Genomic DNA, 20370 nt, shown 5'->3' on the forward strand with positions numbered 1-20370 from the left:
CTCCTCGTTATTTGGCTCTTTTATAAAATGGTGTGGCGACGATTTTGGCTTTTAGACGTTTTTTACGAACTTGCACTTCCACTTCTGTCCCAAGCTGCGCCTCTGATGTTTCAATCAAGGCAAGCCCAATATTTTTCTTTAATGTTGGAGATTGTGTACCGGTTGTGACTACACCAATCTGCTTATCTCCTGAGAAGACCGGATAGTCTGTCCGAGGAATCCCCTTATCTATCATTTCAATCCCGACAAGCTTTCGCTTCGGTCCTTCTTCTTTTTGTTTTTTAAGTGCATCTTTTCCGATAAAATCTGCTTCTTTATCCGTTTTAACAGCAAAACCAATGCCGCCTTCTAAAGGAGAAATATCCTTCGTGAGCTCTTGGCCATAAAGCGGGAGTCTTGCTTCAAATCTTAAGGTGTCACGTGCACCGAGTCCACATGGGATCAGTCCTTTCGGCTGTCCGGCTTCTAATAAAGCGCTCCAAAGGTGAACAGCATCTTCTGACTGGCAGTAGATTTCAAAGCCATCTTCTCCTGTGTAGCCGGTTCTTGAGACAAGCACCTCTTTTTGCGCAATTATCGCTTTTGATAAAAACGCAAATGGTTTCAGTGATGTTACCTCTTCATCCGCAACATCTTTGATGATGTCAGCAGCAAGAGGTCCTTGAAGGGCTAACAAGGCGGTTTGATCAGAGACATTTTTAATGAAAACGTCTTCCTCACCTTGATGTTTCAACAGCCAATCCACATCTTTTTCAATATTTGAAGCATTGATCACAAGTAAATAGTTGTTCTTTTCTTTTTGGTAGACAAGCAGATCATCCACCGTTCCGCCATCTTCATAACACATGGCTGTATATAGTGCCTTACCGTCTGTCAGCTTTGACAGATCATTGGTTAATAACCTTTGTAAAAAAGGAAGGGCTCCCTGACCTGTGACTTCCACCTCACCCATGTGAGACACGTCAAACAGCCCTGCTTTTGTTCGAACAGCTTCATGTTCTTCTTTAATGGAAGAAAATTGGACAGGTAATTCCCAGCCCCCGAAGTCAATGGTTTTTGCGCCAAACGTTTCATACGCATGAAAAAGCGGTGTTCGTTTCAACATCAATCGTTTCCCCCTTTTTTCTTACAGTGCACATTACAAGCTGAATTTTCAGAAAAAAAATCACAGCAAAAAAAGGACAGAGCGCTCCCTTTTATCAAAAAGAAGTCTCTGTCCTTGCACCTGAAAGTTTACAGCACAACATCATTGTGCGTTTTCCCCTTTGGTGGTTTGCTAAAAATCGCTGCGCAAACACTCTCCAGAGTTGCGTCCGGTAAGAGTACTTTTGCCTGAGAGATTCACTGAACCAATTCAGCTTGCTCCTTCGGCGCCTGTCAGTGCAAAATAACCGCTAGGTCTCTCCCCATACCATCATCCGCTCATATTCTTCACCTTTATTGGACATACTATCAAAATGGGTGACTTATTCTCTAGATCACTTACCAACATCCTACCATTAGAAATGGATGAAGAGCAACAGAAAAATCATTAACATTTTTAAAATAATCATTCATTATCGTTCGCTTTTATTGATATATAACATCTTTTAAATCGCTATGAAAAAATGAAGCGTTTAAAAACAGAACGATTTTATCATCACTCTACCAGAAAGGCAGGCGGTCACATTGAATATTCAAACGATATTTGATCAAAAATGGGCAAGTGAATTTCAAAAGCGGCTTACAGCAGACGGTCCCTGGGCGAATTGGGATATGTACCGTTTAGCAGCACAAGTACAAAAAGTGACAGCCATTGATTCATTTGAAGGACTGCAAGCACCTGCGCACCTGCCTGCATTTACTCCTTTAAAACACCAGCTCGAAGTCGCTAGAAGAGTTGTAGAAGAGATGAATGGGAAAGCCATTTTAGCAGATGAAGTGGGTCTTGGAAAAACCGTTGAAGCAGGACTAATTATCAAAGAATACATGATTCGCGGACTGGCCAAGAAGATTCTCATTCTCGTACCCGCATCCCTTGTGTCCCAATGGGTACAAGAACTGCGGACGAAATTTTACATAGATGCTGTCGAGCAAAAGAAGAGCTATGTGTGGGAGCAGTGCGATGTTGTGGTTTCCTCAATTGATACAGCCAAAAGACAGCCACATCGAGACACGATCTTATCCATCTCCTACGATATGGTCATTATTGATGAAGCACACAAACTGAAAAACAATAAAACGAAAAACTATGAGTTTGTGAGAAATTTGAATAAAAAGTTCTGCTTACTGCTCACAGCCACACCTATCCAAAATCGGATAGGAGAAATTTTTAATCTCGTTTCTCTGTTGAAGCCAGGCCATTTAGGTAATGAAACACAGTTTAAAGATCTCTTTGCCAAAAAAGACCTTCAACTTGAGGACCATGACCGGCTAAAACAGTTAGTCAATAAAGTCATGATTCGGAACCGTAGACAAGACACTGGCATCGAATGGTCAAAGCGGCATGTAAAGACGATTTCTATTGATTTCTCCCCGACAGAACAAGCACTATATGATGAAATTTGTCAGTTAAAAGAAAACCCTTCCTATACGAAGCACATGTTTTCAATTATGACCTTAGAACGAGAATGCTGTTCGAGTCGTGAGGCCGTCTATATGACCATTAAAAAAATGCAAGAAGAGGAAAAACACATTCTAGGTGCTTCTGCGATGATGCACATCATGGAGAAAATCAACCAGGTAGAACAAAATTCTAAAGCACTTGAAGTCGTTAAACTCATTCAACAATTAAATGAAAAAGTCATTATCTTCACTGAATACCGTGCGACACAAATTTATTTACAATGGTTTCTCCAGCAAAACGGCATCAGTTCGGTTCCTTTTCGAGGCGGGTTTAAACGGAGTAAAAAAGATTGGATGAAAGATTTATTTAGAGAGCGGGCGCAAGTGCTCATCGCGACAGAAGCAGGCGGCGAGGGGATCAACCTTCAGTTTTGCAACCAAATCATCAACTACGACCTTCCGTGGAACCCAATGCGCTTGGAACAAAGAATTGGACGTATTCACCGGCTCGGTCAAGAGCGGGATGTCCACATTTACAATATGGCAACTAGCGGGACAGTCGAAGAACATATTTTAAAACTTTTATATGAAAAAATTCAGCTGTTTGAAAACGTCATTGGCGATCTAGATGATATTTTAACCCGAATTGATATCCAAGATGCTGAAACAGAATTGCATCAAATTCTCTTCCAACACGAGTCTGACGTAGACATGAAAAAGAAATTAACCCAATTTGCTTCCTATTTAACAGAAACACAAACACCGCTTTTAGAAGAAAGACAGCAAGGTTCATAAAGGAGAGTTGACCAATGGAGCAGCGCGAGATTCACACATTTCTTCTCCGTTTCTTTCAGGCAAATCAATGCGACATACTTGAAGAAAGTGCAGGGCACCTAACCGTACAGCTGACAATCGAAATGGATAAATTGATCATGAACCGTCCTTTTTATTGGCATTGGCTCGAAAAAACGGGAGGCGTACCTGAGCCGCGGCAATTGACTTTGATCACCGATCAAAAAAAAGCTGATGACTCGGTCGAAGGAGAATTTGTCCACTTCGGCTCCCCTCGTTTATTCCAAATATTCGAGGTTGTGAAACAGCAAGGCCGTTTTATTCGGCTGTACGAAAAAGTCAGACCGCTCACAAACAGCCAGATCGCACTGGAGCCGTGGCTTGGTCTCAATGTCAAAATATCCTATCTGGCAGACCGTAAAAAAGACAAACTGCTGTCTCTTGGACTTCATCTAATACGCGGAGAAGTCATCGAACAATTTCAAGAGAAGCTAGAAGCACGTGAGCTATCGTCTCAAATTCCTGATTATTGCTTCACAATGAGTACGATGATTAAGCCAGAGAGCGGCGTCAAACGGCTTTACAGCCTGATGGAACGTTATGCCAATGAAGAGCCGGATGATTGGGCGGTAAGAGCTGTTCAAAAGTGGAAAGAAGACTCGGAACTTTTAAACCAATTTTATGAAGGGACTTCAGACACATCTGTAGAATATGAAATAGAAAGACAAGCACTTAAAACTTTATACGAACCAAAAATCAGTCTTACGATTGAAAATGGCGGACTTTTTTACTTACAGCAAAAAAGAGGAGGCTGACTTAGCGAGTCTCCCTCCCTTTCATGTGATATCAAATTTTCGATCAATCAAAAGCAACGTTTGTCTGTTTGTATTGGGCGGAAACATGACGCAAGCAATCTATGAGGTCTTATCACCTGTGTTTTTCCATTTCATGCGTTAAGTGCCTGAAATACACGATTCAGTATTTTAGGAGGGTATTTGTATGGAAAAGAAAACGAAGTTATTAGACAGTGAATGGGTTCAATTATTACGCGAAGCGCGCAAAGCAGGACTAACAGCAGAAGAAGTCCGTCATTTTCTCAAATCACGCGAAAAGTCCTCTGAGTCTCCCCCTATGGCAAGAAGTCATTCTATCAAACCTTTCTGAATGTGCTATAATATCGAAAGGAAGGTGATGACATTGATTGGCCAGCGTATTAAACAATACCGCAATGAAAAAGGCTACTCACTATCAGAACTGGCCGAAAAGGCTGGGGTAGCGAAGTCTTATTTAAGTTCAATAGAAAGAAACTTGCAAACAAACCCCTCCATTCAATTTCTTGAAAAAGTCTCCGCTGTTCTGGACGTCTCGGTTCATACACTGTTAAACGAAAATGATGAAACCGAATACGATGGTCAATTAGATAGTGAATGGGAAAAACTAGTTCGAGATGCAATGACATCAGGGGTTTCGAAAAAGCAATTTCGTGAATTTTTAGATTATCAAATCTGGAAAAAAAAGCAAGAAGAGGAGTAATGCGCATATTTTAGCGCATACTCCTCCAATTGCTATGCAGATCTTGTTATCAGTCTAAAGACTGACTTTATTTTTTATCTTCGCTGTGTGCTTTTTCGTTTTCTTTCACGTAGCCTTTTTCATCCGTATGCTTTTTTGGATTGATCGTTAAACCATTCCACTGAGTCGCTTCGAAGGAAAGATCAACTTGAATCGCATCGCCTTGGTATTTATTTTGGATATAGTTACCCGCTTTATCCTTCGTCTGGTCATTGACAAATTCAATGATCATTTCCATTTTATCGTAATCAAACGGATTCTTTGGAATGCCGTCATACTCTGGAGCTGTTGATCCATCAACGGTGGCAACATTAATTTTACCACTTTCATGTAAAAACTTCTCATCGACGGCATGACGAAGCTTTTCAAATGCGGTCTGATCCTGCTTTGACGTTAATAGATGCAGGTCAAGCAGGTTTGCATGGTCTAAAATAATATTTTTCGGGTATCCATTCCCACCTTCGGCTCCAACCGTTAGAACACTCACCTGAAATTGGCTGAGGAATTCTTCAGCTGTATTCTTCCCGCCATTCTTCGCTGATGTTCCATCTTGAAACTGGCTATAATCAAGACTCATCAGCACTTGATTAATTGCAAGAGACCCTTTATTTTCAAAATTAAATTCCTTCTTTATACGGTCACCAGGTTTTATGTTCGCAAGGTTGATGGCGCCGGAATTCTCTTTTGCAGATAGATTCAGCTCTCCTGTAGAGTAGACCGCGTTTGCCGTCTCAACATCATTAAATGCAGCCCACGTTCCCCCGCCAATTAAAGCAAGACCTAACGCTCCCGATAAAACACCTAAACGAATTGATTTTTTCATTGCCATGATTGAACCCCCTAATAAATTGTTTTATTGAAACCTGATTTAGGTTACAAACGAAAATTTATGCTTGTTCCTCTGACATATGTAACTCAGCCGTATGTCTTCGATGTTTGGCAGCACCAACAAAATGAATGGTTGAATAAACAAGCAGCATCACCCCTGGAATAATGAGCAAAAGAGCGGTCCCAGCAGAAGTTCCTGCATACGAAAGAAGCTTTCCTGCATAAGGAATGTTCACGCCCGTATACTGCGCAGTCACTTGATTCGCTTTGACGAGCGTGCCGTCTTGATACATATTGTGGTCTCCTTTTGTCTCAAAGGCTTTATTTACTCCTTTTCCTTTCACCCCAACAATGCGGTGAGTCACAAAGGATTGGTCTTGCTTCGTTTGAAACGTAATAATATCCCCTTTTTTGAGTGTTTCAGGTGAGGTGACATGTTTCACAACAATCAATGAACCAGTCGAAAATTCCGGTTCCATTGATCCAGATAATACTTGCTTGAACTCATAACCAAAAATCTGAGGATCTCCGCCTGTTGTCCTTGATGACAACACGACAATAATACACACAATCATCATCGTGAAGACCAGCGCGTAAAGAATACTCCCAGACATTTTCATCCACTTTTTCATACCTTTCTCCCCTTTACATATCATGTTTCATTCAGCAGGCAACCCCTATTTAGGACGCCTTTTCTTGACAGTTTGAAAGCTGCATATGTTGAGACGTAAAGAATGGCTTTTCAGAACCACCAAACCCTTTAGGATAATAGATTTTAAACAAATAGATTCCATTTGTTTTTGCTTTAACTGCCGTGACAGTCGTCGTTTCTTCTGATGAGAGGGACTGTATAGCACCTTTTTCAATAACATGGCCATCTTGTAATGGCACCTGAACACTCTCTACTTTATGTAGTTCCCACTTCCATTCAGAGTGCGCAATGGGTTGTCCAATATTTTTTAGTGACATGCTCAGCTTTTGAGGCGCACAGACTGTCCCCTCAATGATCGTTTGATCGATCAGTTTCAAATGACTTCTATCCCATTTCTTTGGCTGGCAATGCTGATCTGTCTCTTCGAAATTTTCACATGTTTTCATGACAAAGTTCGAATGCTCGACATCGTTAAAAGAAGCGTTAGTAGACGTAATAAAAAAAGAAGTGAAAATCAAACAAATAGCACAAAATAGTACAAAGAGCGGCTGTTTCATTGAATCTTTCAACTCCTTGAACAATTGTTCTTTAAAAAGAACGATTACACTCAGTATAAGGAATTACCTATAAAATCCAAAACGTCAAATTAGTCCATTTTGTTCTTAAACAAGAACATTACCGAGAAAATTCTTCCATTTTCTCATTCTTTCGCCATATTCAATATTTTTTTCTGTGACATTTGTACTTCTTAAAAATTTACATAAAAGTGCAGGATTTGGTCAGGATAATAATTGGTGAGGTGATGTTAGTTGAAATATGGAAGAATCATGATCATGCTCAGTTTACTGTTAAGCCCCTTGATCCAAAGCGCCCATCTAGCTGATGCAAAAGGAATCACTGCTGCCGCAGATCAATGGGAAACAAGGGCAGTCAAAGAAGCAAAAAAACGGTATCCGTTAGCACATGTTTTATTCAAACAAAAAGTGTGGGATCGGCACCGGGAGAAAGAATCCGTGAAGCAATATCATATTACGTTGAAAGATCAGGCCAAAGAATTTGGGGTATATGTCACCATTTCCTATAACCCATACTCGAACAAGGTCAATAAAGTCATTGTTGTGGAAGAATACAGCTAAAATGGCATTAAAAAACCGCCTGCTGGCGGCTTTTTACTTTTGTCGATGACGTTGACGTTTTTTTAGCATCATTGAGAAACCAAAAGGCAGAACACCAAATAAACGCTGAGAAAATGGTGGTTTTGTCTCCATTTTTTCCTGTTTATGTTCTTTCCGCTCGTCACGTGGTGTATTCATGTATTTAATAATTTCCTGCGTCATATATTTTACATAATCATTTGTCTTCATCGAACACTCACCTCTTCTTCCTTAAAGTGTTACCAAGAAGAGTATCGTTTTATACACTCGCTAATAAGTGCTGATCCATTGATTGATTTCTCCTGTCTCCTTATTCATCTCTAGTTCCCGCTCATCAGTTACACCCCCCTTTGTTTCGATGTTAACCAAGAGGCGGACTAGCTTTTTTCTGTCATCGCACCCAATTCGCTTCAACGTCACTCGACCTTCTTCTGTGACAATTGGGCTCAATGGCTGATCACAAATCCGATTTAATTTGTTTGCAGCTTCACTTAGACCTAAACGAAATAACTGCTGTTTTTGATAAAAAGAAATCGTGAGCTCTGCACTTTTCAACTCTTTTTGAAACCCAATGGTCATTGAGCCTAGAATCAATAAAAATAAAAGAATGACAGCAAGTACGTGTGGATAAATAAACCCATCTTCTCTTTTCACGTTTTAGGAATCACTCCTTTGTAAGTGAAAAAAACAGCTTCATGTACTTGACCAAATACATCTGTGACTTGAAGAGTGGTGGTTTGCTCTTTTGTTCTTACATAGAATTGTTTCACCTTTTGTAATAAAGGGAGATGGCCTGCCTGATCCGTTCGTTTACGAAGCATCTCTTGATACGGCTCAATCGTCACCACTCGCCCTTGATTTGAAATATACTCCAGTGCTGTTCCATTTTTCACCGCTCTTACAGCAACAGCACAATTTAGCTCCTCCTCTAATTGCAGGACCGTTTGTTTCCACTCCATTTGCGAAAATTTGTTGATTTCTGCAAACGGATGAGCTTTTTCAGCAATTGATAAAAGCAGCATGCAGCCAAAAGAAAGCAGCAAAAATAGCTGCAATTGCCATATTGCTTGAGCGAGTGTAAAGCCTTGTTCATCGCTCCAAATGTCGAAAGCAAATCGTCTTCTTTTTTTGTACTTTGTATGAAACACATCCCTTCTCCTGACCCCAAATGAATTCATATGTGATCTCGCCTCGTTTCTTTGTACTTGATTCATTTTGACCTTCTATAAAAGCTTTATTCATATACTCATGTAAGATTTGATAAGCTTCCAGTCTAGCCCTTAATTCTTCTTTCCCAATTATCAGTTTTTCAAAGGATGGCACGAGCACAAGAGCAGCAAATAGAAAGAGGTGGCAAGAAAAGAGCATCTCAAACGTACTAAATCCTTTATTGTTGCTGAACATGAATCCGCCCGCTCCCTAAGTAAATCGTGAGTTTATATATTTGACTGCCAAATTGAACAATGAGAGAACCGCCGCTATTTGGATGTCCGTTTTTATTAAAGTGAAGGCCTTGTTGAAATGTCGATTGCTTGATGATGCCTTTTTTGCGTGGGTTAGAAGCAATGATCTGCTCACTATTCTGTTCGATGACTTGATAAGATACATCGTGCGGGTGAAACTCAACAGTTACTCGTGTTTTTTTAATAAATGCAGTATAAGATGCCAATTGAAGATCTTGTTTTAGCAAGTTCACTTGCTTTTTTGCTTCAGCACTTTCTAATATATTGGGCACTTTTCCACCTATTATCGATAATAAGATAGAGAAAATCATGACGATCAAGAGCTGTTCAATGAGTGTAAATCCTTTCTCCTGGAAAAGCGATTTATTCATTTTTCACATCGCCGTTTTGAATGAAAATTGCTTTTCCATTCGGACAAGTTAATCCTTTTTTGACATAGCCTTCTTTTTCTAATTCAGCTAAAGATGGCGTCTTGCCGTCATGCTCTAATTCATATGCCATTACCTGTGTACTCACCATTGATTTCAGCCCTTCACAGCCCTTTGCTTGAATGCTTTGATGATGCCGAGTGATATTTGGAATGGTGATCAATAAAAGAATGGAGATCACAAGCATGACAATTAACATTTCTAACAGTGTAAATCCTTTATCATTCATGCCTTAGTCCTCCTTTTCACACTTGTTCCATTAGTTGATACATTGGTAAAAGAATAGATAAATACACAATGAGTATAAGAAATGCTGTTAAGCCATAGATGACAGGTTGCAGCCATGAAACCCATTTTTCAATTTTTAATTCTGCATTCTCTAAAAGAAATTGACTATATGTGTACATCTCTCTTGCTAGCATCCCACTTGCTTCCCCATGCTTAATGACAGCCGCAAAATGCCTTTCGAAAAAAGGAGACCGGCTTATTTGATGTTCCATACTCTCACCTTTTCTTAACTCCCCTATCATTTGTTCAGACATTTCTTGAAGGAAGGGTAAATAGGTCTGCTGTTTAAAAGCTTGCAAACTTTCGTAAATCGATAACCCAGCTTGAAGAAGTCCGCTTAGCTGAAGGGAAAAAAGATACGTATGCATCAGCTGCACCCCTTTAAATACCACCGGTAGCCTGCTGATGACTTTCAGTTTCTCAAGGGTCGATTTTTTCTTAAAAAAGAGCTCATAATATCCAAAAAGACAGATACATATACAACCGATCATGAGCAGCAAAACGTGTAGGAATTGGAAGAGGCCAAACATCCCTTGAATCAGCCATGTCATGCTTGTATTCATAGAAGAATATAATAAAGAAAATTGAGGGACGATCATTTGCTGAACAATGATGAGCACAACAAAAACCGTAAACATAAGAAAAATCGGATATCGTAACATACGCTTGAATGTGTCTACCTGCATGATTTTTTTCTCTAGAAAACGGGCGCTTTGTTCAAGAGCTCGCGCTAGGCTGCCATGTTTCTCTGAAAAACAAAGAATAGCGACGGCTTCCCGCTGAAAATGAAGTCGCTCAAGTACAACGTAAAAAGGCTCCCCTTCAAGCAGCCACTGAATGCCTGGCGTTAATCGCTGTTGCTGTTTTTTTGATAACTGAATATTCACCATCGTTAATGCCTCAACCAATGTATATCCAGCTTGAATCAATTGAGCCAGTTTCGATAAGAATTCAGCTTGTTCTTTTTTAGACCATGCTTTAGAGGTTCGCTTCTTCATAAACCCAGCGATGATATGTGCTTTTTGATAAATAGCCGAGTGCCACTCCTTTCCGAATTAACCTTTGCAGTGTTTCGTATGACGAATGAGCGTATTCTCCTTTTGCCTCTTTGATACACTCACCAAGCTCCTTTCCGTAAAGCAATTCAAATACATTTGTTCGTCTGACTGGCCGATTTAGTTTGCAATAAAGCTCACACGTTTCGCCGCAAAATGGACATGCGAGTTCGATTAACCGCTGAGCAGCAATGGCAACCATTGTTTGTTCGAGTTCATTCATCGTCACACCAAATTCGAGCATTCGATAAAGAGCTCCTTTTGCATTCTTTGCGTGCAGTGTGCTCATGACTAAATGACCTGTCAAAGCTGCTCTAATAGCTGTTCTCGCTGTTTCTGCATCTCTTATTTCTCCAAGCACAATCATATCTGGATCATGTCTTAAAATAGCGCGTAAACCTGCCGCATACGTGATACCAGCTTTTTCATTTACTTGAACCTGCAACACTTCTTCATTTCTTGTTTCCACAGGATCTTCAAGGGTAATAATATTCCGATTAAAATGTTTTTTGGCAAACTGAATCAATGAATAAAGTGTTGTCGTTTTCCCTGAATTTGTTGGTCCTGTAAATAAAATGAGCCCATGCGAATGATTCAGAAACGATAATAATCTCGCTGAAGCCTTCGGGAACAGTGACAAATACTTTGTTTTCGGCACATGATCCTGCGGTAAAATCCGAATCACTAGACTTTCATCATTTACAGTTGGTAGTGTAGAGAGCCGAACAAACACTTGACCGCGTCTTAGCATCACAGCCAATGATCCATTTTGTGGTCTCCTTCTTTCACCAATATCCATAGAAGATAAAAATTTGAAATGAGCAATGAGCCGCTCTCCGCTCTTTTTGTCAATGATCCGCTGCTGAATGAGGTCAGCGTCTACACGAAAAGAGACTGAAGCTTCCTTTTCTCTCGGAACAATATGCACATCAGATGCTCTCATGCGGCACGCCTCTTCTAGCAGCTCTTGCCCCAAATATTCAATACCATACAAGTGGTTCACTCCTTTCAGTGACCATATTGTATGATGGCGCAACGTGCCTGACAAAAGCGTATTTCATGGTTTTCATGACTGAAAAGGTGTGAAAATGTTCAATTTGAGGTGTATTTCATCTATAAATAACAGAAGCACATATCAAAAAATTTGACTTTTACAACAACGGGTTCCGTTCAGAGGAGAAAATAAAAAAGAAGTGCTATTGGCACCTCTTTTTATGATCATTTCATTTGGTTCTTTCATTATGGATGATCTGTTACAAGGAGGTGTCTCCAAATTTAATCCTCCTTAATAGATTACTGATTTGAAGATAAAGAATATCCTTTCGTGTCTGATTTATGGGTAAAAAAAGAGACCAAATCTGTATGCGAATTGGTCATCTCATTCATATGCTCATTATATTGTTTCTCCTTGTCAACGGACCCGTTACTTTTACTAGTAACATTTTTTGGTTCACGTTGCTTCTTGCTGCTGCTCTTCAAAGATACGAAAGCCTCTTTTTTCTAAAGCTTTTGCAAGGCTGTGTTCAGTATTTACTTTTGAGAAATCAATGCCGAGTTTCACTACAGTTTGAGCGATTTCTGGGCGAATGCCTGATATAATCGTCTCAATTCCTAGCAACTTCGCACTATCAACCACTTTAAACAGCTGATAAGCAACCATCGTATCAACAACGGGAACGCCAGATATATCAATAAATAAATGGGTTAGACGCAGTCTAGATGCCTGTTCTAGTACTGATTCCAAAATGATTTTCGCCCTGTACGTATCAATTTCACCAATCAGCGGCAAAATACCGATCTCTTTTGAAACTGGAATAACAGGCGCACTAAGCTCTTGAATCATTTCTCTTTGTGCATTAAGCTGATTGATTGTCACGCGGTCATACTCTTCTGATAAACGTGCAATCATGTCATCAAATGTGGCGTGAAAATGCTGATTCCAATCGCACACATCTTTGAGTGTCACTTCAAGCTCCGTATGTTGTGTAAAGGTCTCAATTCTGGAACAAAAAATGTGGCGGAACACCTTAAATTGTCCGATGATTTCATATAAAGGTACTTCATGAACAGCTCGATCGCGGGCAATATCAACTGACCACTTTTTTAGATGGTCTTCTACTTTATCTGATAGCGTGACTAACGTTGCTGCAATCGTTTGGATAAATGCTGTGTTTTGTTCTTTCAGCTTCTTTTCTGTCTCCTCTGAAGCATGTTTGGAATATAATGAGCCTTCTTCTGTTCTTGTTTTCAGCCATTCTTCGGTCATGACAGGGGCTTCTTTAAGAATAAATTCATATAATTGCTCAGATTTTTCATTTTTCATTTCTGTCGTTCGCTCCTTTTTCACTTACAACTAGTGACAACCAACTTTTATGTATAAATGACCGCAGATGGTGAACAATAGCATTACACGTTTCATATTGGGCTATAGCCAAGTGGTAAGGCAATGGACTTTGACTCCGTGATCGTTGGTTCGAACCCAGCTAGCCCAGTTCAGCACAAAAACGAAGACGGCTGAAACATCATTCAGCTGATCTTCGTTTTTGATTAGGAAACCGATTGATGAATCGCTTTCTTTTTTGAAATTTTCATGAGTTCCCCTGGATTATAGCCGACCACTAATTTATTTCCATCAATGATAATAGGTCTCCGGAGCAGCTTTGGTTTTTCAATGAGAAGCTGAAGTACCTCATTTACTTTTAGATCATTAATATTTAAATTTAAGCTTTTAAAAGCTTGGCTTCGAGTAGCTAAAATTTCATCCATTCCTTCTGTTGTTAAGGACAGGATTTTTTTCAATTCGTCTAGTGTTGGCGTTTCTCTGAAAAGGTGACGCTCTTTAAAATCAATTTGATTCGCCTTTAACCAATGTTTTGTTTTGCGGCAAGACGTGCAGCTTGGGTATGAATAAAAAGTAATGTCACTCATTAGTCTTCCTCCTTAGGTCGTTAACCTTTTCTCTTATGGACTAAGTACCCTCATGCATTTAGGCATAAACACTTTTTCATCACTTTTTCAAAAAAATTTTTTCTAACGAAAGAATGAATGTTCACACGTTGTCAAAAATGTAAATGTTTACATAACAAGTGATCATCAGCTATAATATGAATCAAAGGGGTTTTTTAAGGGGAGGGAAAGAAATGAATCGCATGTTCCGCGTTCTTGGGTTTTGGACGGGTATTTTTGCTGTCATGTTCTATTTAGGACATATGAAAGATGCATCCTTGCTGTTCTTCGGTCAAACCGTTCTTTTTGTATTTTTATCCTACTTGAATTTATCCGAAAGAATGTATATTTACATTTTCGGAGCGTACTTGACGATTTTCTTTGCCGGATTTACATATTATTCGATTTTCATCATGGTTCCCGGTACCGGACATTAATAGAAAAAAGCATCTCCTTTGAAAGAGATGCTTTTTTCGTGCGTGCTATTATAAAGAAAACCCATTGATAAACGGATTTTGCTCCTGTTCTGTAAGCACAGTTGTTTCCTCGCCATGTCCACTTAACACAAGAGTTGATTCGGGCAATGACAACAATTTGTCATGTATCGATTGAAGCAGCACGTCTTGATTACCGCCCGTTAAATCAGTTCTCCCGATACCGCCTTGGAATAAAGTATCACCAGAAATGACAAATCCCTCTTCCGCTGAATAGTAAGACACACTGCCAGGTGAATGACCTGGTGTGTGGAACATTTCTAATGTAAACGATCCAATTTGAAGAGGTCCTTCTGACGTAATCAATTGTTCAGCTTCTTTGACCGTAATTCCGTTACCAATTAGTCGAGCTGAACCGTTTAGCTGAGCATTTGTCAGCCATTCTTTTTCCTTTTCATGGACATAAAGCGGAATTCCCCATTCTTGACGCACCTCATCTGCTGCACCAATATGATCAAAATGGGCATGTGTCAATAAGACAGCAAGTGGTTTCAGCTGTTTTTCTTTCACATAAGAAATTAGCTTTTGCGCTTCGCCGCCTGGATCAAAAATTAAACATTCTCCCTGTTCATTTTTCCAAATATATGCGTTCGCTTGCACATAGCCTAGCGGCATTCTTCTCCAATTCATTTTCATCACCTACTACTTTTTTCATTCTTTTTTATTATGAAGGCTATTCAATAAAAATTCAAACAATCGTCAACTTGAATGTACTCGACAAGCTTTATGAAAACGGTTAAAATGAAAAGAAAGGAAATCAAGGGGATTGATGACAAAGGGGGACTTTCATATGATGCTCGTCATTATTTTTGGTCTAGTCACGATTTTAGCCGCTCTCGGCATCTATCGCTCACTCAAAAAAGTGAACGTACTGGCCATTGCTTTCGCTGGCGCCACATTTTTGGTTTTTGGATGGTTTACCGTCATGACCATCATCTATAGCGGTTATCCAACTGCACATTAAAAGCCTGCAATTAGCAGGCTTTTTCTATTGATTCAAATGTTTATTCACGCTTTCTAATTTGCTTGAAAGGGTGGTCGTTTGATCTCTTCTGTCATCTATGCGGATATTGGTTGCTACTCGGTGTAAACCCTTTTCAAATGGAACTTCATGAATACGCTGAATGACCTCAAATAAAACGGATAGCTCCCCTTCAATTAAAGTATTCATTGGTGTGAGCTGATATTTGATTTTCCCTTCTTGTTGAAAGCCCTCTAACAATCTTTGTACGTCTGCTACATATGCACTCACGCTTGGTGTCTCAGTGCCTATTGGAATGATGGTGACATCTGCTATCGCCATGGTTCTTGCTCCTTTCAATGACATCCTATTTCTTTCTCGTTCTCATTGTAACCCATCGCGATTCAAAAATGCCATCATCATGTGGCGTGTAAGCCTGGTTTGTCCCGTTCTATCGTCAAATCTGCTCTCTCTACCTTCCCAATATTTGTGAAAAGGAGCAAGCATATACCTGAAATGGCTTCGATCAGTCCTCCTGCTGCAATGACATAACCTGAACCGAATAACGTCGCCATATAACCACCAATGAGAGCGCCTAACGGTATCATTAAATAAGAGATCATGTTAATAATCGCATACACTTGTGGCTGATCCTCCGCTTTTACTGACAATTGAATCATTGTATGTTCAGGTACATTGACTGCACTGATGGCTGCACCTAAGGCAAATGCAGATATAAACACAAGTGGTAATAAAGCATTCATCCCTGTAATGAAAAATGCAATTCCATCAACGATCCCTGCCCCGATAAACAACAGACCGTATCGATTCACTTTCACCTTTGTTAAAACGAATCCCATCAAAAATGCACCTAATGCCGTGGTCACTTTGATGAATGAATATACTACTGGTCCACTATGTAAATCTTCTGTTAAATAAATAACCGACAATGCCTCCCACGGTGCCGCAGCAAAATTGGAGCAGACACAAAAAATGGCTAATGGAAACAAAATATGATGACTTTTCACAAGTGAAAATCCTCTTATTAATCGTTTTCCGTATGATAATCCTTTTTTTCCTTTATCCATGATCGCTTCCGTTTTATATGTAATCAGCAAAACCAGCAAAGCGGACATGAGGTAAAGAGGAATAATGACAAGCATTGTATATCCTACCCCTACAAATGCAATCATGACACCACAAATCGTCACAGTCACAAGCCTGACCACATGACTGGCTGATTGAATGGTTGCATTCGCCTTTTGTATCACATCTTCATGCACAAGCTTTGGAATAATGGACACCGAAGCTGGTTCATAGGAACCACCAGTCGCTGAATGCAGCAACATACCGCCAATGATGAGTGCCAAAGGAGAAAAATCATAAAAGTAACTCACCACAATCACAAGTATAATCGCCGCCCGAGTTAAATCAGCAAAGCACATCCAAAATTTCAATTGATGCGGCTTCATCATTGGGGTAATAAACGGCCCAATAATGGCTTGAGGGACAAAACTAACGGCAATAAAAAATGCTGTTCCAATTGCTCCTTTTCCCCCTAGCACTAAAAGCCACAAAATGGTGTTAAAAGATAAACTATCAGCAGTAATTTTACACATTTTAGAAACAAATAGATAAGTAAAATTCCGTTTCCACAGGCTTTGAGCATTCAATCATCGACATCTCCCTAATTCATATCCTTTTTTTTACATCCACTCTTTCACAATAGCTTACAGGAATGCTCTCGTCAATCACATCAGCACGGTTTTTATTGACCATAAGAAATTGATTGGTTTGAACGTATTAAATGATTGTTGACAAAGGGCTAAAATGAACTCAATTTTAGCCCTTTGTCTTCTTTTCAGCGTGATAGAAAACCTTTGCAACCCTAGGAAGGATGAGTACTGGCGCGGAGCGAATTTCCCTTTCGTGAGCACCGGCACGCAGGACTGACAAAGAAGGCGAGGGTTTGTCTACACGCTGAAAGCACCGATTAGGTGCTTTTAATACTTACATGCTTCCCACAATAACCGCTTTGTTTTTTCATAGATCGAATCAAATTGACTCATAGAAAGCGGGTTCTTTCCTCGCCCAAGTTCCACCGTATATCCCTCACTTTTACATTGATAAATAAACCAATCACGATAACCTGCATAGCTATCAAGATATTGAATCGCTTTGTAACCGCTCACCCGTTCTAACCGTTCGACCGTCTCTTTTGAAATGGCCGGTTCGTGGCCAAGAAAACCCCAGTATATCTCTTCTCCTTGTGTATGAAGGGCAATCAGCCGGTCAAAGCGTTTTCGTAAGGCGAGATGTGCCATTGCTTTCGCTTCTGGTTCTGTTAACGGCTGATGCCCTGGGAAATCCCTATAAGACGGTGCCTTCGGCTTATTACGATAATATTCGATTTCCCAATAAGCAGGAAATTGATTGTTTAAATCAATTCCTCGAATATTCGCCTTCCATTCTCGATAATCGGAAAATCCACCATTTAGCGGCGCGAACTCCTCACGGCACAACCCTAAAGATTCTGGACCATTGCGAACCAAATCAACACCGTCTGGATTTACCATCGGGACAATAGACAAAGCAGTGGTCTGCAATATGCGAACCGCTTCATGATGTCTTGCTTGCACTGGGTCCGAGGCCGCTAAACAAAGTGATTTAAGCCATTTTAATAAAACAGAGGTCGTGATCCATTCATTTGCATGAAAAGAGGCATTAACATGTATGGAATGTAAATGTTGTACAGGCTCCGTACGGATTTCATAAATGGGCGTATCAAGCACTGATTGACCAATCACACTCATCTGAAGAAAAGGAAAAACAGCTTTCAAATATTGAAGCTCTCGTTCTAAGTGAGCGCTATCATATTCAAATGTGCCGCTGATCCAATCATCTGATTGCTGGAGCCGGTAAGGCGCAATGAAGCTTTGCACCTCACCTACCGATTGAAATGAATGGGTCCCTTCTGGAAGTCTATACCCCGGTAAAAGGAGGTGCTCCGTATTTGACTGATTGGACAAACGGAAAGCTTCTTTTCCTATACCAAGCTGCTTTGCCACATCCTCCTTCCTTGCCTCATCCAGATGCCATTCAATTGTGCCAAACGACTTTTTCATTTACATCCCTCCTCTTACACTATATGAACCAGTAAGTAAAAAAAGAAAACCTCTGCATGTAAATAGCAGAGGTTTTCTTTTAAATTAAGACGCCTTTTTTAGCTCAGTGTCATCTTCTTTTTTAGATGGTGAATGGTCCGAGTTGTTTCGGTCATAAAATCTAAGGAGATCTCCATAGATAATTTGATCAGAGAATTGAAGCTCTTGTTTTGCCTTTTCTTCATAAGACTGACAAACAGACTCATCTTCTCTCGGCTCACCCGTTTCTTTGTTGTAGCACACACCAGCTGTGAAAACACTGTCCTTCGTAATAAAACTTCCATCTCGAAGCACTGTGAAGTCATTTGTATCTTTTGATAATAGGTCATGACCAAATTGAATTTGCTTGCTTGTATCAATTCCTAGAAGGTTCATGACTGTTGGACGGATATCTACTTGCCCGCCAACTGTATCAATCTCTTTTGGATGTTTATCCGTGATACCAGGAATGTGTACGACAAATGGTACTTTTTGAAGCTGAACTTCTTCAAAAGGTGTAATGTCTTTGTTTAAGAATTGTCCCATTGCTTCGTTATGGTTTTCAGAAATCCCGTAGTGATCACCATATAACACAAAAATGGAATTATCGTATAACCCTGCTTCCTTCATTTTTTTAAAGAAAAGCTTTAGTGCCTCATCTTGATAACGCACTGTAGGGAAGTATTTGTTCAACGTTTTGCTCTTTGAGTCATATTCATCAATGAGCTTATCTTCTTCATCTAAGTCAAATGGAAAATGGTTCGTTAATGTAATCAATCTCGTATAGAACGGCTGCGGGATCGTTTTCATTAAATCTACTGACTGCTCAAAAAACGGACCATCTTTTAGTCCCCAGCCAACTGAATTTTCTTCATTTACATCGAATGATTTAATATCAAAAAATTTGTCGTAGCCAAAGCTGTCATAGATCAGGTCACGGTTCCAGAAACTTTTGTTATTCGCATGAATAACAGAAGAATGATAACCTTCCTCTTTTAACAACTCAGGTGCGGCTTTGAACTCGTTGCTTGGATTTGTGAAAAATACAGCTCCTCTTCCAAGCGGATAGAGTGAATTATCAACAATAAACTCGGAGTCCGATGTTTTCCCTTGACCCGTTTGATGATAGAAATTACTGAAATTGTAGCTTTTCTTGATCAATTTGTTTAAGAACGGCGTAATCTCTTTCCCATTCAATTTTTCATTGATCACAAAGCTCTGGGTAGACTCAAGCGATACTAAAATGACATTTCGTCCTTTTGCTTGACCAAACGTCTTTTCATTACGGTCTGTTTGATTTGCGCTTACATAGTTTTCAATTTCAGTTAAGCTATTGCTGTCGGCAAGTGCTCGCTGAGCGGATTGCTTCGATTGCAGAACCCCATCATAAATATGGAAGTTATATAAGCTGATGTTTTTCACTAGCATCTCACGGTCAAATGAACGAGTTAACAGCTCTGGTCTTTCTGTTTCAGCCAAACCAAGGTTAAAAAAGAAAGTGGCTGCCACAAATAAATAATAAGCTGCACGTCCCTTACGTGAAATCGTTACATCTGTTCTAAAGGAAGGCTGTTTTTTATAGAGCCAAATTAAAATGATGATATCAACAAACATCAGAAAATCAACTGGTTCAATTAAAGAGGTAATACTTGACCCGAGGTCACCCATATTGTTTGTTTGAAATAGGACGGGGATGGTTAGAAAATCACTGTAGAATCGATAAAATACAATGTTAGCTAACAAAATAAATGTCAGAACAAAACTCGTCACGATGATATATCGATTGCGATTTTTTTCTTTAAAGAATAAACCGATACCGAAGATAAACAAGAGAAAGCTAAGCGGATTAATAAACAGGATAAATTCCTGCATGAAATTTTCAATTTTGATATTAAAACTAGATTTATAGATAACATAGGTTTTCACCCACATTAACAAAGTCGCAATCAGTAAAAATGAAATCGCCTTTAATCTTTTCTTTCGCATTGTAACCTCCTTATGCTAAAAACGCACTCAGGTTAGGGACATCCCCAATTATTGGTGCTTCTTC

26 protein-coding genes, 1 tRNA gene and 2 riboswitches are annotated in these 20370 nt (G+C 39.7%); of the genes, 8 read left to right on the plus strand and 19 right to left on the minus strand.

Annotated features, from left to right (window positions below; all coding sequences use genetic code 11):
- Positions 1–7: 7 nt before the first annotated feature.
- Positions 8–1105 carry a glycine cleavage system aminomethyltransferase GcvT gene (gcvT, locus tag ASG46_RS16610; protein WP_056705240.1) on the minus strand — a complete coding sequence of 366 codons (1098 nt, stop codon included), beginning with the start codon at positions 1103–1105 and terminating at the stop codon, positions 8–10.
- Positions 1106–1211: 106 nt separating this feature from the next.
- A riboswitch (glycine riboswitch) is annotated at positions 1212–1307 on the minus strand.
- 3 nt (positions 1308–1310) lie between these two features.
- Positions 1311–1418: riboswitch (glycine riboswitch) on the minus strand.
- 250 nt (positions 1419–1668) lie between these two features.
- Here gcvT and ASG46_RS16615 point away from each other — a divergent pair.
- The 4 genes from ASG46_RS16615 (at position 1669) to sinR (ending at position 4869) form a co-directional block, all read left to right on the plus strand.
- A complete protein-coding gene (locus tag ASG46_RS16615; RefSeq protein ID WP_007501213.1) occupies positions 1669–3339 on the plus strand; it encodes a DEAD/DEAH box helicase in 1671 nt (556 codons plus the stop codon).
- A 14-nt stretch (positions 3340–3353) separates the two neighbouring features.
- Positions 3354–4151 (plus strand): YqhG family protein, encoded by a 798-nt coding sequence (locus ASG46_RS16620; RefSeq protein WP_007501215.1) that lies wholly within the window; start codon positions 3354–3356, stop codon positions 4149–4151.
- Positions 4152–4335: 184 nt separating this feature from the next.
- Positions 4336–4500, plus strand: a complete 165-nt coding sequence (locus ASG46_RS20755; RefSeq protein ID WP_082515509.1) for an anti-repressor SinI family protein — start codon at positions 4336–4338, stop codon at positions 4498–4500.
- Positions 4501–4533: 33 nt separating this feature from the next.
- Positions 4534–4869 (plus strand): transcriptional regulator SinR, encoded by a 336-nt coding sequence (sinR, locus tag ASG46_RS16625; RefSeq protein WP_017357978.1) that lies wholly within the window; start codon positions 4534–4536, stop codon positions 4867–4869.
- A 67-nt stretch (positions 4870–4936) separates the two neighbouring features.
- Here sinR and tasA read toward each other — a convergent pair whose 3' ends face one another.
- The 3 genes from tasA to tapA are packed head-to-tail and all read right to left on the minus strand — an operon-like array spanning position 4937 to position 6945.
- Positions 4937–5737: a biofilm matrix protein TasA gene (tasA, locus tag ASG46_RS16630; protein ID WP_008342195.1), complete on the minus strand. Its 801-nt coding sequence runs from the start codon at positions 5735–5737 to the stop codon at positions 4937–4939.
- Positions 5738–5795: 58 nt separating this feature from the next.
- Complete coding sequence (sipW, locus tag ASG46_RS16635) at positions 5796–6368, minus strand: signal peptidase I SipW (protein WP_017357979.1); 573 nt, start codon at positions 6366–6368, stop codon at positions 5796–5798.
- A gap of 49 nt (positions 6369–6417) precedes the next feature.
- Positions 6418–6945, minus strand: coding sequence for an amyloid fiber anchoring/assembly protein TapA (gene tapA, locus ASG46_RS16640; protein WP_056705241.1), 528 nt, complete (start codon positions 6943–6945; stop codon positions 6418–6420).
- Between the two features lie 252 nt (positions 6946–7197).
- Here tapA and ASG46_RS16645 point away from each other — a divergent pair, with 252 nt between their 5' ends.
- Positions 7198–7524, plus strand: a complete 327-nt coding sequence (locus ASG46_RS16645; protein WP_056705243.1) for a DUF3889 domain-containing protein — start codon at positions 7198–7200, stop codon at positions 7522–7524.
- A gap of 33 nt (positions 7525–7557) precedes the next feature.
- On the opposite strand, the gene ASG46_RS16650 is transcribed toward ASG46_RS16645, so the two are convergent.
- The 9 genes from ASG46_RS16650 to ASG46_RS16690 all read right to left on the minus strand — a co-directional run bounded on the left by ASG46_RS16650 (position 7558) and on the right by ASG46_RS16690 (position 13099).
- Positions 7558–7752 carry a YqzE family protein gene (locus ASG46_RS16650; RefSeq protein ID WP_008342191.1) on the minus strand — a complete coding sequence of 65 codons (195 nt, stop codon included), beginning with the start codon at positions 7750–7752 and terminating at the stop codon, positions 7558–7560.
- A gap of 60 nt (positions 7753–7812) precedes the next feature.
- Positions 7813–8196 carry a competence type IV pilus minor pilin ComGG gene (locus tag ASG46_RS16655; RefSeq protein WP_056705244.1) on the minus strand — a complete coding sequence of 128 codons (384 nt, stop codon included), beginning with the start codon at positions 8194–8196 and terminating at the stop codon, positions 7813–7815.
- On the minus strand, positions 8193–8690 hold the full coding sequence (gene comGF / locus ASG46_RS16660; RefSeq protein WP_056705248.1) for a competence type IV pilus minor pilin ComGF: 498 nt from the start codon (positions 8688–8690) through the stop codon (positions 8193–8195). Before comGF ends, ASG46_RS16655 begins: the two co-directional genes overlap by 4 nt.
- Entirely contained in the window at positions 8632–8946 is a 315-nt protein-coding gene (gene comGE / locus ASG46_RS21495) for a competence type IV pilus minor pilin ComGE (RefSeq protein WP_056705249.1), read from the minus strand. The genes comGF and comGE overlap by 59 nt, the downstream gene beginning before the upstream one ends.
- A complete protein-coding gene (gene comGD / locus ASG46_RS16670) occupies positions 8930–9376 on the minus strand; it encodes a competence type IV pilus minor pilin ComGD (protein ID WP_056705250.1) in 447 nt (148 codons plus the stop codon). The genes comGE and comGD overlap by 17 nt, the downstream gene beginning before the upstream one ends.
- The gene (gene comGC, locus ASG46_RS16675) at positions 9369–9662 is read right to left on the minus strand and encodes a competence type IV pilus major pilin ComGC (protein ID WP_008342186.1); all 294 of its coding nucleotides are present in this window, start codon (positions 9660–9662) and stop codon (positions 9369–9371) included. The genes comGD and comGC overlap by 8 nt, the downstream gene beginning before the upstream one ends.
- Before the next feature lie 16 nt (positions 9663–9678).
- Positions 9679–10719, minus strand: a complete 1041-nt coding sequence (comGB, locus tag ASG46_RS16680) for a competence type IV pilus assembly protein ComGB (protein WP_056705252.1) — start codon at positions 10717–10719, stop codon at positions 9679–9681.
- Positions 10700–11770 carry a competence type IV pilus ATPase ComGA gene (comGA, locus tag ASG46_RS16685; protein WP_024718839.1) on the minus strand — a complete coding sequence of 357 codons (1071 nt, stop codon included), beginning with the start codon at positions 11768–11770 and terminating at the stop codon, positions 10700–10702. Before comGA ends, comGB begins: the two co-directional genes overlap by 20 nt.
- A 456-nt stretch (positions 11771–12226) precedes the next feature.
- Positions 12227–13099, minus strand: coding sequence for an STAS domain-containing protein (locus ASG46_RS16690; RefSeq protein ID WP_041506953.1), 873 nt, complete (start codon positions 13097–13099; stop codon positions 12227–12229).
- Between the two features lie 98 nt (positions 13100–13197).
- Between ASG46_RS16690 and ASG46_RS16695 the strand changes: the two genes are divergently transcribed.
- A tRNA-Gln gene (locus ASG46_RS16695) sits at positions 13198–13268 on the plus strand.
- A 55-nt stretch (positions 13269–13323) separates the two neighbouring features.
- Here ASG46_RS16695 and ASG46_RS16700 read toward each other — a convergent pair.
- Complete coding sequence (locus tag ASG46_RS16700) at positions 13324–13704, minus strand: Spx/MgsR family RNA polymerase-binding regulatory protein (protein WP_007501232.1); 381 nt, start codon at positions 13702–13704, stop codon at positions 13324–13326.
- A gap of 212 nt (positions 13705–13916) precedes the next feature.
- Between ASG46_RS16700 and ASG46_RS16705 the strand changes: the two genes are divergently transcribed.
- Positions 13917–14159 (plus strand): DUF2626 domain-containing protein, encoded by a 243-nt coding sequence (locus ASG46_RS16705; protein WP_003217440.1) that lies wholly within the window; start codon positions 13917–13919, stop codon positions 14157–14159.
- Positions 14160–14207: 48 nt separating this feature from the next.
- Here ASG46_RS16705 and ASG46_RS16710 read toward each other — a convergent pair whose 3' ends face one another.
- Complete coding sequence (locus tag ASG46_RS16710) at positions 14208–14846, minus strand: MBL fold metallo-hydrolase (RefSeq protein WP_017357989.1); 639 nt, start codon at positions 14844–14846, stop codon at positions 14208–14210.
- 160 nt (positions 14847–15006) lie between these two features.
- On the opposite strand from ASG46_RS16710, the gene ASG46_RS20760 reads away from it, so the two are divergent.
- Positions 15007–15180: a DUF2759 domain-containing protein gene (locus ASG46_RS20760; RefSeq protein WP_003217333.1), complete on the plus strand. Its 174-nt coding sequence runs from the start codon at positions 15007–15009 to the stop codon at positions 15178–15180.
- 24 nt (positions 15181–15204) lie between these two features.
- On the opposite strand, the gene ASG46_RS16715 is transcribed toward ASG46_RS20760, so the two are convergent.
- From ASG46_RS16715 to ASG46_RS16730, 4 genes are all read right to left on the minus strand, one after another.
- Positions 15205–15519 carry an MTH1187 family thiamine-binding protein gene (locus ASG46_RS16715; RefSeq protein ID WP_056705254.1) on the minus strand — a complete coding sequence of 105 codons (315 nt, stop codon included), beginning with the start codon at positions 15517–15519 and terminating at the stop codon, positions 15205–15207.
- A 77-nt stretch (positions 15520–15596) separates the two neighbouring features.
- Positions 15597–16850: an MFS transporter gene (locus ASG46_RS16720; RefSeq protein ID WP_056705256.1), complete on the minus strand. Its 1254-nt coding sequence runs from the start codon at positions 16848–16850 to the stop codon at positions 15597–15599.
- A gap of 330 nt (positions 16851–17180) precedes the next feature.
- Complete coding sequence (locus tag ASG46_RS16725; protein WP_056705261.1) at positions 17181–18302, minus strand: M14 family metallopeptidase; 1122 nt, start codon at positions 18300–18302, stop codon at positions 17181–17183.
- An 84-nt stretch (positions 18303–18386) separates the two neighbouring features.
- A complete protein-coding gene (locus tag ASG46_RS16730; RefSeq protein WP_024718835.1) occupies positions 18387–20306 on the minus strand; it encodes an LTA synthase family protein in 1920 nt (639 codons plus the stop codon).
- Positions 20307–20370 lie beyond the last annotated feature (64 nt).

Origin of the sequence: Bacillus sp. Leaf49 (assembly GCF_001426125.1) — a bacterium.
Taxonomy (GTDB): domain Bacteria; phylum Bacillota; class Bacilli; order Bacillales; family Bacillaceae; genus Bacillus; species Bacillus altitudinis.

Excerpts from the sequence above, each read along its gene's own strand:
- gcvT (WP_056705240.1), bottom strand. The coding sequence starts at position 1,105 with ATGTTGAAACGAACACCGCTTTTTCATGCGTATGAAACGTTTGGCGCA.
- ASG46_RS16620 (WP_007501215.1), top strand. The coding sequence starts at position 3,354 with ATGGAGCAGCGCGAGATTCACACATTTCTTCTCCGTTTCTTTCAGGCA.
- ASG46_RS20755 (WP_082515509.1), top strand. The coding sequence starts at position 4,336 with ATGGAAAAGAAAACGAAGTTATTAGACAGTGAATGGGTTCAATTATTA.
- tasA (WP_008342195.1), bottom strand. The coding sequence starts at position 5,737 with ATGGCAATGAAAAAATCAATTCGTTTAGGTGTTTTATCGGGAGCGTTA.
- sipW (WP_017357979.1), bottom strand. The coding sequence starts at position 6,368 with ATGAAAAAGTGGATGAAAATGTCTGGGAGTATTCTTTACGCGCTGGTC.
- tapA (WP_056705241.1), bottom strand. The coding sequence starts at position 6,945 with ATGAAACAGCCGCTCTTTGTACTATTTTGTGCTATTTGTTTGATTTTC.
- ASG46_RS16650 (WP_008342191.1), bottom strand. The coding sequence starts at position 7,752 with ATGAAGACAAATGATTATGTAAAATATATGACGCAGGAAATTATTAAA.
- comGE (WP_056705249.1), bottom strand. The coding sequence starts at position 8,946 with ATGTTCAGCAACAATAAAGGATTTAGTACGTTTGAGATGCTCTTTTCT.
- comGD (WP_056705250.1), bottom strand. The coding sequence starts at position 9,376 with ATGAATAAATCGCTTTTCCAGGAGAAAGGATTTACACTCATTGAACAG.
- comGC (WP_008342186.1), bottom strand. The coding sequence starts at position 9,662 with ATGAATGATAAAGGATTTACACTGTTAGAAATGTTAATTGTCATGCTT.
- comGB (WP_056705252.1), bottom strand. The coding sequence starts at position 10,719 with ATGAAGAAGCGAACCTCTAAAGCATGGTCTAAAAAAGAACAAGCTGAA.
- ASG46_RS16690 (WP_041506953.1), bottom strand. The coding sequence starts at position 13,099 with ATGAAAAATGAAAAATCTGAGCAATTATATGAATTTATTCTTAAAGAA.
- ASG46_RS16700 (WP_007501232.1), bottom strand. The coding sequence starts at position 13,704 with ATGAGTGACATTACTTTTTATTCATACCCAAGCTGCACGTCTTGCCGC.
- ASG46_RS16705 (WP_003217440.1), top strand. The coding sequence starts at position 13,917 with ATGAATCGCATGTTCCGCGTTCTTGGGTTTTGGACGGGTATTTTTGCT.
- ASG46_RS16710 (WP_017357989.1), bottom strand. The coding sequence starts at position 14,846 with ATGAATTGGAGAAGAATGCCGCTAGGCTATGTGCAAGCGAACGCATAT.
- ASG46_RS20760 (WP_003217333.1), top strand. The coding sequence starts at position 15,007 with ATGATGCTCGTCATTATTTTTGGTCTAGTCACGATTTTAGCCGCTCTC.
- ASG46_RS16715 (WP_056705254.1), bottom strand. The coding sequence starts at position 15,519 with ATGGCGATAGCAGATGTCACCATCATTCCAATAGGCACTGAGACACCA.
- ASG46_RS16725 (WP_056705261.1), bottom strand. The coding sequence starts at position 18,302 with ATGAAAAAGTCGTTTGGCACAATTGAATGGCATCTGGATGAGGCAAGG.
- ASG46_RS16730 (WP_024718835.1), bottom strand. The coding sequence starts at position 20,306 with ATGCGAAAGAAAAGATTAAAGGCGATTTCATTTTTACTGATTGCGACT.